Consider the following 14,947-nt stretch of genomic DNA (forward strand, 5'->3'; position numbering starts at 1 on the left):
TTAAAGATCAAGATATTCTTCACTTCCCGGCAGATTGATAATCCTGTCGATGGAATAGATAAACATATCATCAAAATCATTCAACGCATTAATGATCTGGAAATGGGAAAATTGCTTTATATTCTGTAAAGTGATTTCCGTTTCTTTGATCTTTTTATGCTTTAAAAGGTGCTGTCTCTGTACTCCGTTCAGCAGATATGTAGAAGGGGTAAACCAGTCTTTTCCCTTCAAAAATAAAAGGTTGGAAAAAGAGGTATCCGTGATATGATTATTTTTAATGATGATAATTTCTTCTGCCTTGGCTTTCATTTTCATTTTATCCAGCTCCTTACGATCTTCAAACTTGAAAGAATAATCGAAACTGTTGTTTTCTACCAGCTGGAAATTCTGAATTTCAGGGATGGCATAGGGAATCATCTGTGTCCTGATCTTTTTGTCAAGGTCATAGGCAATTCTTAGTTTGAAAAGACCATCTTCATCGTGCTGCAGGTTTTTATAGATTTTGGCCAGATCGATAGGGTCTTCCTTTCCGAAATGGGAAAACGTCTGATTGACACGTTTCTGATGCAGATCCAATAGAAAAACCTCCTGATCTTCTACTTTAATACTTTCAATGAATTGGGACATAGATTTTATTTTTCATTTCCTGATATTCGTCTTCTAATTTACTCATATGCGTTATACCGCCTCCGCTTTTGAAATAAAGCTGATCTCCATCTTTTTCAATAAAGCGTATCATTACACAGCTGTCAACATTCTGCCCGTCAAACCAGCCGCAGACTCCCGTGTAATATCCTCTGTCATATCCTTCAGCATCCAGAATAATTTCCAGTGTTTTAGGTTTTGGAGCTCCCAAAATAGAGCCCGCAGGAAGCAGCTTTTTCATAATGCTTCCTATTCTGCCGTCAAATTCAGGTTTTACCGTGCCTGAAATTTCGGAACTCATTGCAAACAGATCTTTCTGCTGCGTTTTGATAAAGTCTATATGCTGAAACTGGTCTACCTTTACATCATCGGCCACCATGCTCAGATCATTACGAAGCAGGTCTACAACAGTGTAATGTTCTGCTTTTTCTTTTTTATCATTTTTCAGGATTTCTGCTGCATTTTCAATGGAAGCATCAATTGTTCCTTTCATTGGATATGTCAGAATTTTACCATCAATAATCTTTACAAAAGTTTCAGGAGAAAAAAATACAAAAAAATCTTTATAAAAAACTTTGTATTTCGCATTTGAGTGGTAAAAAATTTCTTCTAAGGTTAAATTGGTCTCTATCTTCGTTTTTCTGGTATAATTTACTAAATAAGAGTTTCCTAAACGAATATTTTTCTGAACTTTATCAAATCCGATTTTAAAGCTTTCCTGCGTTTCCGGAAACGATTTCCAGACTATTTTTTTATCCAGGTTGTGTATTGTTTTTGCGTTGGAAAATTCTTGAAAATCAATTATTAAACCTGATTTTTCAATCTCATTTTCCGGGTATATTTCAACATTCTCCGAAAGAAAGTCGATCACGAAAAAATAGGGAACCTTCTGAAGAGAAAGTTCGTCCATTTCCATAAATTTTTGATGATTCACTGAAAACATTCCGCAAAAATAATTATTGATGTTTACTTTTGCATAAATTTTTTATGATGCAGAACAAATATCCTCAGAAACCGGGAATAGATTTTATATTGAAGCAGGCCTTTTTTTACTGGAATAAAACACTCGTTTTTCAGTTGATGTTTTCAATCATCTTTTTTGGAATATTACTTACCGCAGTGATGCTTTTCGGGCAGAAGTATGACGTTTTTTCTTATAATAAAGAATTACAGGATGCCTTTATGAAAGGAACTCAGGCTTATATGGAAAAAATGCAAGCAATAACGGCTACTGAAAATTATCAGATGTTCACACTGGCAATCTTGGGAACTACAGCATTTTTGTATCCATTGAATCTTGGTATGTTTCAGATCTTCCGTAAGCTTGACCTCAGAGAAAATGTTGTAATAGGTGATTTGTTTGCCGGGTACAATGGGCTTAACTTTTTTAAATATGTAGGGTATTTCCTTTTCTGGTTTTTCATTTACAGATTGACGATTCCTACAATAATACTGGCAGTGATCTGGGTTGCTGTGACCCTGTTTGTTGCCCCGCTGATGTTTTTTACCAATAAAAGAATCTTCGAAGCGATCTCTCTGAATTTTAAAGCGCTTAAAATGTATTCTGTAGAAATAATGGTCTGTGTGATGGTTGCTTTTCTGTTTAAGTATTTAGGCTTTGCTTTATTTCTGATAGGCGGACTTTTCACATTCCCTTTTTGGAATGCTATGATTTACTCCCTTTATAAAACTGTATTTTCAGAGAAAATTTAAATTTCGTACCTGTTTAATGTGATCTTTTACCAAAAAAAACTAAATTTGGTAAAATCATTAAATATTTAAACTATGTCTGAATTTAACGAATTTGATCAGCAAGGCTCTGTACCTAACAGAGATACGGGATCTATTATTTCTCATGCCTTTGAAATGTATAAAGGAGTCTTCGGCTACGGAATTGTAGCGATGGTTATTTACCTGATCGGAGGATCTGTTATTCAAATGCTTACAGGATTTGACTCTGCTTCCATGGTTGAAGAAATGAAATCTTCGGGAGGCGAATTTAATTACTGGAGTGCTCCGGGACTTCCTCTATATATGGGAGTTTCCAGTCTTTTCGGTCTTTTATTATCACCTCTGTATGTAGGATTGATCTATATGGTGAATAAATACAATACCAAAAACCCGATCGAGTTTTCTGATCTTTTCATTGGATACCGTCAGAATTTTGTTAATATACTGATCTACAGTCTTCTTTCCGGAATCATTTCATCAGTGGCACTGGCATTGTGTGTGCTGCCGATCATTTTTGTATATCCTTTCCTTTTAATAGGGTATCCTATTCTTTTATTTGAAAATGCTTCGGCAACTGATGCCTTAGGGAAATCGTTCAATATTGCCAAAGAAAACTATGGAACGTTCCTGTTAACAGGGTTTTTAGGATTCCTGATCTCTATTGCAGGGGTTATCCTTTGCGGAATAGGGGTTATTTTGACAGCACCGTTTATTATGATTGTGATGTACTCTACTTATTGCGCTTTCTTAGGAAAACCAAGACAAATTATGTACAGTAAGTAAATAGAAAAGGCATGATGAATAAGGACAAACAAATAAGCAGTGTTGCGATAAAGCAGATGTCATTGCTGGCAATCATCCTTGTGCTGGCAGGGCTGATCTGTTTTAATCTGGCATTGTTTATTCCCTCGGTTCTGGGAGCAATTACCATTTATGTAGTCTGCAGAAAATACAATTTTTATCTGCAGGAAGAAAAAAATGGAAACCGTCACTGGCAGCCTTTGCATTAATGTTTGCAAGTCTTATTGTTCTTATTCTTCCCATCTATTTTATTGCTGACCTGATTATTGATAAACTGGGAAATGCACAGGCTTATATGGCCAAATTCAATATTTTCCTGGATAAGATACATACTTATATTTTCAATAAAGTAGGATTTGATATTCTCAGTAAAGAAAATATGACAAAACTGAAGGATTCTGTAGGAAAGATTTCTACTTCCGCACTCAGCGGGACATTCAATACCCTTACAGTGGTAATGTCTATGTATTTTATTCTTTATTTTATGCTGGAAAAACCCAGGTTATTTGAACGAATTTTAAGTAATTCTGCACCCCTTAAGAGGGCCAATATTTCTCTGATCGGTGATAAAATGAGAAAACTGATCATGGCAAATGCTATCGGGATTCCGGTTGTGGCAGTAGGCCAGGGGATCGTTTCCCTGATAGGGTATATAATCTTTGGTGCTCCCGGACCAGTATTATTATTTGCTCTTACAGCCGCATCATCAGTAATTCCTGTTGTAGGAACTGCCATTGTTTACGTTCCGGTATGCATCTTTATGATTGCTGAAGGAAATACAGGTCCCGGATTGGGGTTGGCAGCATACTGTTTAGTAGTGGTAGGTCTTACGGATAATCTTCTCCGTTTTACACTTTTAAAGAAGCTGGAAAATATTCACCCTTTAAATACCGTATTCGGAATCATCATGGGAATGAATCTGTTTGGCTTTATGGGACTTATTTTCGGGCCTATTCTGATTTCCCTGACCCTTTTGCTGATTCAGGTGTACAGAAATGAATTTTCGGATGAAGAAACACCTCCGGATCTCGAATTACCGAATCAGAATGATCTTGAAGAAAAATTAATTTAAGTATATAAAAGTGGAAGGTATAAATTCCGAAATATTAAAAGAAATCTGCGTTGTTAAAATGCCTTTCGGTAAATACGAAGGAACAGTCCTTGCAGATCTTCCGGTCAGCTACCTGGAATGGTTCAACAGAAGCGGAATGCCCAAAGGAAAACTGGGAATGCAGCTTTCAACCGTCTATGAAATCAAGCTGAACGGACTGATGGATCTTTTAATTCCTATCAGAGCAGCAGTAAGGAATGGATTGTAAAAGAAATATATCAACCGGTTAAAAAGTTTCGGCGGCATCGAAGATGCCGCCGAAACTTTTTTATAACCAATTATTTAAGCTTTCAAAGCTTCAATTTCATCTCTCAGCTTCGCTGCCTTAATAAAGTCAAGATTTTTTGCCGCAGCTTCCATTTCTTTCTGTTTCTGGGCAATCATTTTATCAATATCTTCACTTGCATAGCTGGCCTTTGTTTCCGCAACCTTCTGAAGGATTTCTTTCTGAGTATATTTTTCATCCGGGAAATCTTTGCTTCTTCCGACAAGGTTTTCAGAAATCTTTTTATTCAAAGCTTTTGGCTGAAGTCCATGTTCTTCATTATACTTCATTTGCTTGGCACGGCGGTATTCCGTTTCATCCAGGGTTGCCTGCATAGATTTGGTGATCTTATCGGCGTACATAATCGCTTTCCCGTTCACATTCCTTGCAGCACGGCCTACCGTCTGGATCATTGATCTTCTGCTTCTCAGCATTCCTTCTTTATCTGCATCTAAAATAGCCACTAAAGAAACTTCCGGTAAATCTAATCCCTCTCTCAAGAGGTTTACTCCAATAAGCACGTCAAAAAGTCCTAAACGAAGGTCCTGCATAATCTGAATACGCTCCAGGGTCTCAACATCAGAATGGATATATCTTGTTCTGATTCCGAATTTGGTGAAGTATTTGGTAAGTTCCTCTGCCATTTTCTTCGTCAAAGTAGTCACCAGAACCCTTTCATCAGCATCAGCTCTCTTCTGTATTTCTTCCATGAGATCATCAATCTGATTTAAAGTAGGCCTTACCTCGATGATAGGATCAAGAAGTCCCGTAGGACGGATAATTTGTTCTATATAAGCTCCTCCGGTTTTCTCCAGTTCGTAATCGGCAGGTGTTGCAGAAACATAAATCACCTGGTTCTGCATAGCTTCGAATTCCTCAAACTTTAGAGGCCTGTTGTCCATTGCAGCAGGAAGTCTGAATCCGTATTCTACCAATGCTTCCTTACGGCTCCGGTCACCACCATACATGGCATGAACCTGTGGAACCGTTACGTGGCTTTCGTCAATCACCATCAGGAAATCTTTAGGGAAATAATCAATCAGGCAGAAAGGTCTGCTTCCCGGAAGACGCCCATCCAGATACCTGGAATAGTTTTCAATTCCGGAACAGTAGCCAAGCTCTTTAATCATCTCAAGATCCAGTTCAGTTCTTTCCTGAAGTCTTTTGGCCTCCAAAGGTTTCTCGATAGAATTAAAGAAGTCAACCTGCTTTACCATATCATCCTGAATCTCTCTGATAGCACCGTTTAAGGTTTCTTTTGAAGTTACAAAGAGATTGGCAGGGTAAATCTGAATCTGGTCAAAATTAGACTCTACATTTCCTGTTAAAGGATCAAAACTTTGAATCTTTTCAATTTCATCCCCAAAGAACTGGATTCTGATCGCATTGTCTGCATACGCCGGAAAAACATCAATTACATCCCCTTTTACACGGAATGTCCCCCTTTGGAATTCATTTAATGTTCTGGCATATAGAGCATTAACAAGTGAGTGGAGCAGAGCGGTTCTCGTTACCTTCTCACCAATAGCAATAGAAATCAATGATTTATGGAACTCCGTTGGATTTCCGATACCATAGATACATGAAACTGAGGCAACGATCAAAACATCCCTCCTTCCTGAAAGAAGGCTGGCCGTAGCAGAAAGACGCAATTTTTCAACCTCTTCATTAATGCTCAGATCTTTTTCAATATACGTTCCGGTAGTCGCAATATATGCTTCAGGCTGGTAATAATCATAATAACTCACAAAGTATTCCACCGCATTTTCCGGAAAGAATTCTTTAAACTCCATGAAGAGCTGTGCTGCCAGTGTTTTATTGTGTGCCAGAACTAATGTTGGACGCTGAACGTTTTGTATAACATTCGCAACAGTAAAGGTTTTTCCGGAGCCAGTTACTCCCAGAAGCGTCTGATATTTCTCACCGATCTCTATTCCTTCAGTAAGCTTCTCAATAGCCTGGGGCTGGTCTCCGGTAGGTTTATATTCCGATTGAAGTTTAAAATCCATACAACAAAAATACAAAAGAAATCATAAGGCTGTATAATGTTTTGAAGGTGAATATTTTGACAATAAAATTTTAACAGATTATCCTTGCAGTTTTGATTTTTTGAAGCTAAACAAAACAATTGAAAAAATAAAAAGTGCTAATTACTAGCACTTTGTTGTTATGGACGTGTAAAGGTCATTGTTGCTGGAACCTTTAATACTGAAGCAATGGCTTTTCCATCCTTCATTGCAGGCTTCCAGTTGGTTTCATTACTTATTTCAGTGACTGCTTTTAGAAGCTCCCTGTTAAGGATTTCGTTTTCTCCCGAAGTCGTTACCTCTGTTGTTTTGCCCATTTCATTGATATGAATATAGGCGGTAGATGTTATAGGTCCGTTATAGCTTCCTAAATTACTTACATCCACATTTCTGCTTATTTTGATTTTAAAGTCTTTATCCCCACCAGGATATTGCGCCGGAATTTCATTAGAAATCTGTTGAGTATTGATAGCTGTATTTGTGTTTTTACCTTCATCTGTTCTTGGAACTACTGTATCCGAAACTTTTTTAACTCCTCTTTTTTGAAATCCGTTATAGTGGATGCATGCCCTTCTTTTTTGTTTTTTCATGATATGAAGGAGTAATTAAACTGGTTTGATAGGGTCTTTGATCTCCAATTTGGGTTGGCATTTCTGTTGTTTTTTCAGAAAAAAGAAAATGTTTGGGATTCTCAGCATATGTTCTTTCAGAGAATAAGGCTACTGCAGAAATTAAAGCAGTGATACCTGCTGTTTTTTTTAACAGACTAAATTTTGTTTTTTTGTTTTCATCATAATAAATCTTTTTTTGGTGTTATTAAAATTAAATGAATGAGTCAAAGGTGGGTTTTGATGATTAAGAATTTCTTCAAGAATAAGATTCTGATATTCTCTGATGTCGTAATTGCTTTTCATAACAACTTCATCTGCCAGAAATTCATGATTTGTGATTATAGCTTTGTTGTACAGTAAAAGAATGGGGTTGAACCAGCTGAAAATCCTTAAAGCATTCAAAACCAGCATGTCTAAACTGTGTTTTTGTTCAATATGGGTCTTTTCGTGGATGAAAATTCTTGGATCTATCCCGTTATTATTCATATAGCTTTCCCCCATATAAATTGTTTTCCAAAAACTGAAGGGTGAAAGATTTTCTTTTGTCAATAATATAGTATGGTTGTGGTAAACATGTTTCTTTCCGGATATTTTTTTGATTTTAAGAAAGGAAATAAGGCTTCTCAGCAACAGAAAAGATGTGATCAATATATAAATTCCCCACATCACATTCGTCAGGTTAAAACTTCCCTGCTCCTGCGGGATGACAGCGAGTTGTTGTGCAGTTTTTTCAATAATCAATTGAGGTGTTTTCCCGCTGTGATGGGTTGGCAGAGTAATGGTAACAAACGGAATTGCATATGAAAGCAATAATGAGCTTAGCAAATACATCCGGTTAAATCTGAGGACTCTTTCTTTTTCCAAAAACAGATAATAGACGGTGATGAAAATAGAAGAGCAAAGGATTATTTTTAAAACAATAGCAGTCATCTTTATTCTTTTATCTGTTCGTCAATAATGTCACGAAGCTCTTTCAGTTCCTTCTGGCTAAGTTTTGCATTGGAAGTAAAAAACGAGGCAAACTGTGTCACGGAGCTGTTAAAAAAACGGTCAATCATGGAAGTCATTTCTTCCTTGAAATATTCCCCTTTCTCTACTTTTGGATAGTATTCGCGGGAATTTCCATACAGTTTATAGCCAACCAGTTCTTTATTCTGCATTCTTTTAAGCAATGTAGCAATTGTTGATGGTGCAGGTTTTGGTTCTGGTGAAGCTTCCAGAATATCCTTCATGAAAACGGTTTTCTTTTCCCAAAGAATTTCCATAAGGACTTTTTCAGAATCTGTAAGTTTAATTTCTTTCATTCTACAATTTTGTAATTAGTTCTACAAATGTAGAATAAAAATTAATATACACAAACTTTATGGCATTATTTTTCCATTCATTTTTCTAACACCTAATCATAATGCTATGAAAGTCAATCAATTTTATGTCCCGGCAATAAGCCTTTTTCTTATTTTATCTTCATGTAAGGAAAATCATGCAAATGCCCAGAAAACCGGAAATGATGGCAGTGTAGAGACAGAAAATCCTAATTCTGACTATAAGCCGGCATTTCAGGGACAGACAAGAATTAAGGCTGTGAAGACAACAACAGCATATAACGTAGAAGTCTTGAATAAAGATCTGGGAAGACCCTGGGGAATTATCAATTTGCCTGACGGAAGGTTTCTCATTACTGACAAGAATGGACATATGAATGTTGTGTCAACAGACGGAAAACAAATTTTAAAAATAGAAGGCTTTCCAAAAGTAGATTCTAAAGGACAGGGCGGAATGCTGGATGTAGCTCTTGATCCCGATTTTAAAACCAATAATATAATTTACTTCAGCTTTTCTGAGCCGTTTGGAAAAGGAAACTTAACTTCTGTCGCCAAAGGAAAGCTGTCCTCAGATCTTAAAAATATTTCAGAAGTTAAAGTTATTTTCCGCGCAGAACCTTCCTATGATGGAGATAAACATTACGGAAGCCGTCTTGCTTTTGATAAAGATGGAAATTTATTTGTCAGTACAGGAGAAAGATCGGATAAAGTAACCAGGGCATATGCCCAGAAAACGGATAATTATCTTGGAAAAATTTTGAAAATTACAAAAGATGGTAAACCTGCACCCGGGAATCCTTTTATCGGAAAACAAGGCTATAAGCCCGAGATCTATGCTTATGGCGTCCGTAATCCGCAAGGGCTGGCAATTGATCCTGATGGAAATTTATGGGATGTTGAAATGGGACCAAGAGGAGGTGATGAAATCAATCTCATTAAGCCAGGTAAAAACTACGGCTGGGGAGATGTGACATATGGAATTGAATATTCCGGAGATAAGGTAGGCCGGGGAATTACACAAAGAGAAGGAACAGAACAGCCGGTTTATTATTGGGATCCGGTCATCTCTCCAAGCGGGGTTACTTTTTACACCGGAAATATTGATGAATGGAAAGGAAACCTCTTTATCGGATGTTTAAGCGGTGAACATATCGACAGAATTGTAATGAAAGATAATAAAGTCGTAGGAGAAGAACGCCTTCTGGCAGATCAGAAAGAGCGTTTCCGGGATGTATTGAATGGTATGGACGGAAATCTGTATGCCGTAACAGACAGTGGTAAGCTTTATAAAATTTCCAAAAAATAGAAAAAGCCTACAGAGATTTTCTGTAGGCTTTTGTAAGGAAGCTGAAGGCTGGAAGTTATAGTGGTTTAATATGAATTTCTCCCTGATATAACTACTATTTTCCATCATCTGGCATCCCTCATTTTCTTAAAACTTAAAATTAAGTCTGGCAAAAACCTGTCTTCCGGCAAATCCCATCTGTACAGGATCAAAAATACCTCCGGATTCTGTATTTCCGGTGGTCACCTGAGTCGTCTGTAAAGTAGGATATCGGTTGAATAGGTTTTTACTTCCCAGCGTCAGATTCAGATTTTTAGAAAATTCATAACCAAAAGAGAGGTCGGTTGTTACTTTTGCATTATAAACCTGTTCCGCATCATCATAGCCGATCAGGGTTACCTTATCAAATCTTACCATCTGCAGATTCACATTAAATTTGTTGATTTTATAATTCAGGTTTAAATTAACTTTTGTCTTCGGTGCGGAAGCCAGGATAAAAGCCTTTTCTCTTTCGCTCAGATAAATATCTTCTTTCCCTGCCAGCTGTTCCGAAGTATTCACCTGGGTAATTTCCATATCGTTGTAGTTTCCGGCTAAAGTGGCGGTCAGTTTTCCGGAGCCTATATTTTCACTATAGCTCAAAATAAGGTCAACCCCTTTGTACGGGTATCTATTGCATTGGAAAAGAACTGCACCTGGTCAATAAATGGATTCTCTGCCTGAACTTCTGCCGGCAAGTCTTCCTGTGCAAAATATCCGGTAAGAACGATCCTGTCTTTCACCTGAATATAATAACCATCTACTGTTGCTGTGAATTTTCCTGTATTAAAGGTGAATCCGGCGCTTCCATTCACAGATGTTTCCTGTTTCAGCTGAGGGATTCCAAGGCTGCTTGCCAGCTTGCTGTCATTAGAAGCGAGCTGAATGGTGACTAATTTACCACCTTGAAAGTTGGTGAACTGCTGGCTATAATACTTTTGTGCCAGAGAAGGGGCTCTGAACCCTGTAGAAATAGATCCACGGAATGCAAACTGCGGTGTAATCGCATATCTTGTAGCAAACTTACCATTCAGGGTACTTCCGAAATCATTATAGTTTTCAAATCTTCCGGCAACGCTTATCATCCAGTTTTTAGTCACATCCAGTTCGGTGTCTATATAAGCTGCAAAATTATTTCTGCTTTTGCCGATATCGGTTGAATACCCGGGAAATCCTTGCGATCCGCCAGGTCTTACACTGCCACTTAGAGGATTGGTAACAAGTAAATTTTCAGGAGTATCTGGTGTGACAGGATTTCCGTTCTTATCATACATCGTGTAGGAAGCTTCTTCACCTTTGATGATGTTAAATTTTTCATACCTGAATTCTGATCCGAAAGCAATGTTCAGGCCTTCCAGTACCTTAAATTGTTTCACGGCATTAAAACCGGTCGTATTCTGCAGCAACGAATGTCCTCCGGCATTAAAGCTTGTCGGTGATTTGATTCCCAAAGTAGCATTGATGGTATTGTCAATCTGATAGGTGAATCTGTTGTTGCCAAAAGCATTATAAAAATCCACATCCCAGTCTAAGACTTTAAATTTTAAACCATTATCAAAAGTAAAATCTGAAATGCTCGTATTTTCAATCGGGTTAAATCCTGAAGGGTATACTTCAGGGATATTTCCATCTGCATCTGCTGCTCTGGTCCACGCATAGGCTTTGGTGTTTCTATGCGAAAAGCCCTGACGGGAATAAAATTTCAATCCGTCTGATAAAGGAAGTTCAACATTGCCGAAAAAATAAATATTTTGAGCCTTAGCATCTCCGAAGCGCTGTCTGGGTGCCAGAGACGGCTTATTGTAGATGTCGGGATTAGCATTACGTATCGCATAATCTTTGTTGATAAATTCTGCAGTGAAATTTCCAAAACCGCCTTTTGAGCCTATTTTAGTTCCAAAATTCCCGCTGAAATCAAAAGTAGTTCCATCTACTTTGTGATCGGAGACAACATCATTGTTCCCGGGACTTTTAAAGAGGTTCATTCCATAGAATGCATTTCCTTCAAAACCTTTGTCACGATCATTAAGGATCACGTTAATTACCCCTGCGATAGCATCTGATCCGTATTGGGCAGAAGCTCCGTCACGAAGAACCTCCACTCTTTTGATGGCGCCAATAGGAATGGTGTTCATGTCATATCCGGTGTTTCCTCTTCCCTTGGTCCCAAAAAGGTTAATCAGTGAAGACTGATGGTATCTTTTCCCATTTAGCAGAAGCAAGGTCTGATCGGGGCCTAGACCTCTTAAAGTGGCGGGATCCACAGCATCAGCACCGTCGGATCCTGATTGTTTGTTAGAGTTGAAAGAGGGGGCGGAAAACTGTAAGAGCTGGTTGACTTCCACCTGGCCGGTTGACTGGCTTACCTGTTTAATATCGATGATATCAATAGGAACAGGGGTATTAACAACTGTTCTTTTTTTATTCCGGCTTCCGGTAATGGCTACTTCGTCTATCTTTGATTCTTTTAAAGTATCCTTTATTTGCTGGGCGTAGGAAAGGGTAGAAGCCCCAAGGAAAATAATGCTGATGTATTTTATTTTCATATTGATAATTTTGAGTGGTGATTCAATCAAAATTATCAATATTTATTTTTAAATCAATATCAAAATTAAATATTTAGTATGAAAATCTCAATTTGCTATTGATTTGTGTTAATTTCGGTAAAATAGTAACTTAATATTCAATTTTAATGAAAAATTTTAACATTAAAAGCTTGTAATGATTCTGTTAATTCCTTCTTCTAAAATTTCCCGTGAAGTGGAAAAGCAAATTCTGATATGTCCTTCCGCTCCTTTTCCAAACCATCTTTCTGAACCGGGCACTATTGCAACTTTTCCCTGCAGCAGAACATGCCGTGCAAATTCGTCACTGGTCATTCCGTTTTTGATCTTTGGAAATAGTACAAAAGTGGCTTCAGGGAGATTAGGCGTTACAATGTCGGATTGGCTTAACAGGGTAAATGCAAGATCTCTGTTGCTTTGTAAATGTGCTAAAAATTCTCTGTACCAGGGTTTTGCTTTCTCCAGGGCTACACTTGCTGCAATTTGTGATAAGGTAGAAACTCCTTCTATTGTTGAATTGAAATTGGATTTTTCAGTAAAATCTTCAAGAATGTCCTGGTCATTACATAATACAGCTCCAATTCTCAGGCCGGCAATTCCAAATGATTTTGAAAATCCATACACGGTAAAACTTTTTTCTTCGCCTTTTCTGAAACAGAAGAATAGGTATAGAAATCTTTATTGCCGTAAACAATATCACTCCAGATTTCATCACTCATTACCCAAAGATCATGGGCGGAAGCAATCTCAGCTATTTTTATCAAGATTTCTTTAGAATAAACCTTCCCGAGTGGATTGTGCGGGTTGCATATACTGATCAGCCTGGTTTTGGAACTGATTAGAGAACCCAGTTTTTCAAAATCAATTTCACCGGATGTTGTATCAACAGGGCAGAGCACTACCTTTCCCCCGGCTGTTTCCACTGATTTTTTGAAAAGGAAATCTACCGGATCGAGAATAATTGCTTCATCGCCCGGTTTAAGAACATAAGATGCAATAAGAAACATTCCCTGGGCAGCACTGTTCACAGCCAGGACATTTTCAGGCGTAAAACGGCCGTGCTTTTCCTGATTGAAATGATCAGCTACGCTTTTCCTGAATTCCGGCAGTCCGGAAAATGGTCCGTAGCTGAGATAGCCGTCTTTAAGGTATTCAATAATTCCCTGTTCTATTTCAGGTGCTGTCCTGAAGTCCGGATCAGCAGCTGTAAGGGGGATAATTCCATCTTCTAAGGTAGCCCATCTTCCGTTGTAGGCTTTTCTTTTCAGTGCTTCAAAATTGATATCGTTATGGGTAAACATATTTATTTATAGGATATAGGTAAAATATTTTCTGATTGTTGACGAAGAGGACGCAGGAACTGTTCTAACAGGATTCTTCCGTTATTGATATGGGTTTCAATTTCTGGTTTTCTTTCTGCCTCATATTTTTTGAAAGCTTTTTCTGTGTTTTCTTCCTCGGATAAATATTTAGTGAGAATGAAGGAGTCTTTTAATGCGGAAGTAACGCCCTGACTGGTAAAGGGGATCAGTGGATGTGCTGCATCCCCGATGAAAACAATATTGTCTTTATAAAACGGATTTAATTTTTCCAATTCATAAACACACCATAAATGCACATTTTTATAGTCTGATTTCTGTATAATGGAAGGAATCAAACGATGCCAGTCTTCAAACACTTCAAGCATGTATTTCTTTAGGTTTTCTGCCGTACATGCGTTGATCATATATTTTTCGTTATCAAATTGTGAATACCACAGAATAGTGTCTCCCGAAAGCTTGAGGATCCCAAACGTCAGTCCGCCTTCCTCATGATGAAATTTTATGAAGTTATTCCCAACAGAATCTGCGATCTCTTTATTTTGTATAATATTGACCACTTCACTTTCTCTTACCACGCTCATTTTTTCATCTTTAAAAAGATCCCTTCTGATACGGCTTTTAGAACCATCAGAAATGACAGCAATGTCAGCATCAATATCGGTTCCGTCAGAAAGCTTTAGTTTTCCGGTCTGTTGATTATCAGGAATTATAGTTTCTTCATAAGTAATCTTTTCGGGAGAAATGTTTTGTGCCAGGAGATGTATTAATGAGTGTCTTGAAATGGCAAAAACATGATCCAGTTCCTTTTCTGCCAGGGTTTTTCCTGTACGGGAATACTGGGTATATTTTTTCAGAAAATTTCCATGTTTGAGAAGAATTTCAGGATCAATTATCTGATAAAGATAGTCCATCCCTTCTTTTGGAATGAGGAAGCCGTGCCCGGCCTGGTCTTTCATTTTTCTTCTTTCATAAATATGATAATCGATCTTGTGTTTTTCTAAGTAATTTGCCATGGTTAAGCCAGAGATACCGGCGCCCACGACAGCAATTTTCTTCATTCGGAATAACGGTTTTTTTCAGGTTGTTTTTTAAGTATTTTGATCTGTTTTATAAGATGGATACAAAATTAACTTAAAAACATTCACTATTTCAAAAAATGAATCAATTTGCTTTCGGTTTCCTTAAAAATAAAATAAAAAAGATGATGTAATTGCCGGTTATAAA

13 protein-coding genes and 2 pseudogenes are annotated in these 14,947 nt (G+C 37.6%); 5 read left to right on the forward strand and 10 right to left on the reverse strand.

The window, feature by feature from the left end:
- Positions 1 to 627, reverse strand: a complete 627-nt coding sequence (locus OWR28_RS24375) for an aminotransferase class IV (protein WP_332388867.1) — start codon at positions 625 to 627, stop codon at positions 1 to 3.
- The gene (locus OWR28_RS24380) at positions 611 to 1,588 is read right to left on the reverse strand and encodes an aminodeoxychorismate synthase component I (protein ID WP_332388868.1); all 978 of its coding nucleotides are present in this window, start codon (positions 1,586 to 1,588) and stop codon (positions 611 to 613) included. Before OWR28_RS24380 ends, OWR28_RS24375 begins: the two co-directional genes overlap by 17 nt.
- Before the next feature lie 44 nt (positions 1,589 to 1,632).
- Between OWR28_RS24380 and OWR28_RS24385 the strand changes: the two genes are divergently transcribed.
- The 4 genes and pseudogenes from OWR28_RS24385 to OWR28_RS24400 all read left to right on the forward strand — a co-directional run bounded on the left by OWR28_RS24385 (position 1,633) and on the right by OWR28_RS24400 (position 4,496).
- Positions 1,633 to 2,358, forward strand: a complete 726-nt coding sequence (locus tag OWR28_RS24385) for a hypothetical protein (protein ID WP_332388869.1) — start codon at positions 1,633 to 1,635, stop codon at positions 2,356 to 2,358.
- Between the two features lie 72 nt (positions 2,359 to 2,430).
- Entirely contained in the window at positions 2,431 to 3,159 is a 729-nt protein-coding gene (locus OWR28_RS24390) for a beta-carotene 15,15'-monooxygenase (protein WP_332388870.1), read from the forward strand.
- 11 nt (positions 3,160 to 3,170) lie between these two features.
- Positions 3,171 to 4,249: pseudogene (locus OWR28_RS24395) on the forward strand (AI-2E family transporter).
- A 19-nt stretch (positions 4,250 to 4,268) separates the two neighbouring features.
- Entirely contained in the window at positions 4,269 to 4,496 is a 228-nt protein-coding gene (locus OWR28_RS24400) for a DUF3820 family protein (RefSeq protein ID WP_332389004.1), read from the forward strand.
- A gap of 74 nt (positions 4,497 to 4,570) precedes the next feature.
- On the opposite strand, the gene uvrB is transcribed toward OWR28_RS24400, so the two are convergent.
- From uvrB to OWR28_RS24420, 4 genes are all read right to left on the reverse strand, one after another.
- A complete protein-coding gene (gene uvrB / locus OWR28_RS24405; RefSeq protein WP_002984065.1) occupies positions 4,571 to 6,562 on the reverse strand; it encodes an excinuclease ABC subunit UvrB in 1,992 nt (663 codons plus the stop codon).
- A 158-nt stretch (positions 6,563 to 6,720) separates the two neighbouring features.
- Positions 6,721 to 7,170 carry a hypothetical protein gene (locus OWR28_RS24410; protein WP_332388871.1) on the reverse strand — a complete coding sequence of 150 codons (450 nt, stop codon included), beginning with the start codon at positions 7,168 to 7,170 and terminating at the stop codon, positions 6,721 to 6,723.
- A 168-nt stretch (positions 7,171 to 7,338) separates the two neighbouring features.
- On the reverse strand, positions 7,339 to 8,121 hold the full coding sequence (locus OWR28_RS24415; RefSeq protein ID WP_332388872.1) for a M56 family metallopeptidase: 783 nt from the start codon (positions 8,119 to 8,121) through the stop codon (positions 7,339 to 7,341).
- Between the two features lie 2 nt (positions 8,122 to 8,123).
- Positions 8,124 to 8,495 (reverse strand): BlaI/MecI/CopY family transcriptional regulator, encoded by a 372-nt coding sequence (locus tag OWR28_RS24420; protein WP_291902566.1) that lies wholly within the window; start codon positions 8,493 to 8,495, stop codon positions 8,124 to 8,126.
- A 106-nt stretch (positions 8,496 to 8,601) separates the two neighbouring features.
- Here OWR28_RS24420 and OWR28_RS24425 point away from each other — a divergent pair, with 106 nt between their 5' ends.
- On the forward strand, positions 8,602 to 9,819 hold the full coding sequence (locus OWR28_RS24425; RefSeq protein WP_332388873.1) for a PQQ-dependent sugar dehydrogenase: 1,218 nt from the start codon (positions 8,602 to 8,604) through the stop codon (positions 9,817 to 9,819).
- Positions 9,820 to 9,945: 126 nt separating this feature from the next.
- Here the strand turns inward: OWR28_RS24425 and OWR28_RS24435 are convergent.
- From OWR28_RS24435 to OWR28_RS24450, 4 genes and pseudogenes are all read right to left on the reverse strand, one after another.
- A pseudogene (locus OWR28_RS24435) lies at positions 9,946 to 12,383 on the reverse strand (TonB-dependent receptor plug domain-containing protein).
- A gap of 162 nt (positions 12,384 to 12,545) precedes the next feature.
- The gene (locus OWR28_RS24440; RefSeq protein WP_332388876.1) at positions 12,546 to 13,025 is read right to left on the reverse strand and encodes an aminotransferase class I/II-fold pyridoxal phosphate-dependent enzyme; all 480 of its coding nucleotides are present in this window, start codon (positions 13,023 to 13,025) and stop codon (positions 12,546 to 12,548) included.
- The gene (locus tag OWR28_RS24445; RefSeq protein ID WP_332388877.1) at positions 12,986 to 13,702 is read right to left on the reverse strand and encodes a pyridoxal phosphate-dependent aminotransferase; all 717 of its coding nucleotides are present in this window, start codon (positions 13,700 to 13,702) and stop codon (positions 12,986 to 12,988) included. The genes OWR28_RS24440 and OWR28_RS24445 overlap by 40 nt, the downstream gene beginning before the upstream one ends.
- Positions 13,703 to 13,704: 2 nt before the next feature.
- On the reverse strand, positions 13,705 to 14,781 hold the full coding sequence (locus tag OWR28_RS24450; protein ID WP_332388878.1) for an FAD-dependent monooxygenase: 1,077 nt from the start codon (positions 14,779 to 14,781) through the stop codon (positions 13,705 to 13,707).
- Positions 14,782 to 14,947: the final 166 nt, after the last annotated feature.

This window comes from Chryseobacterium sp. 1B4, assembly GCF_036631475.1.
Taxonomy (GTDB): Bacteria; Bacteroidota; Bacteroidia; order Flavobacteriales; family Weeksellaceae; genus Chryseobacterium.

What these genes read in the sequence shown, in the direction of transcription:
- OWR28_RS24385 (WP_332388869.1), top strand. Translation starts at nt 1,633, where the DNA reads ATGATGCAGAACAAATATCCTCAGAAACCGGGAATAGATTTTATATTG.
- OWR28_RS24380 (WP_332388868.1), bottom strand. Translation starts at nt 1,588, where the DNA reads ATGTTTTCAGTGAATCATCAAAAATTTATGGAAATGGACGAACTTTCT.
- OWR28_RS24425 (WP_332388873.1), top strand. Translation starts at nt 8,602, where the DNA reads ATGAAAGTCAATCAATTTTATGTCCCGGCAATAAGCCTTTTTCTTATT.
- OWR28_RS24390 (WP_332388870.1), top strand. Translation starts at nt 2,431, where the DNA reads ATGTCTGAATTTAACGAATTTGATCAGCAAGGCTCTGTACCTAACAGA.
- OWR28_RS24450 (WP_332388878.1), bottom strand. Translation starts at nt 14,781, where the DNA reads ATGAAGAAAATTGCTGTCGTGGGCGCCGGTATCTCTGGCTTAACCATG.
- OWR28_RS24375 (WP_332388867.1), bottom strand. Translation starts at nt 627, where the DNA reads ATGTCCCAATTCATTGAAAGTATTAAAGTAGAAGATCAGGAGGTTTTT.
- OWR28_RS24415 (WP_332388872.1), bottom strand. Translation starts at nt 8,121, where the DNA reads ATGACTGCTATTGTTTTAAAAATAATCCTTTGCTCTTCTATTTTCATC.
- OWR28_RS24445 (WP_332388877.1), bottom strand. Translation starts at nt 13,702, where the DNA reads ATGTTTACCCATAACGATATCAATTTTGAAGCACTGAAAAGAAAAGCC.
- uvrB (WP_002984065.1), bottom strand. Translation starts at nt 6,562, where the DNA reads ATGGATTTTAAACTTCAATCGGAATATAAACCTACCGGAGACCAGCCC.
- OWR28_RS24420 (WP_291902566.1), bottom strand. Translation starts at nt 8,495, where the DNA reads ATGAAAGAAATTAAACTTACAGATTCTGAAAAAGTCCTTATGGAAATT.
- OWR28_RS24410 (WP_332388871.1), bottom strand. Translation starts at nt 7,170, where the DNA reads ATGAAAAAACAAAAAAGAAGGGCATGCATCCACTATAACGGATTTCAA.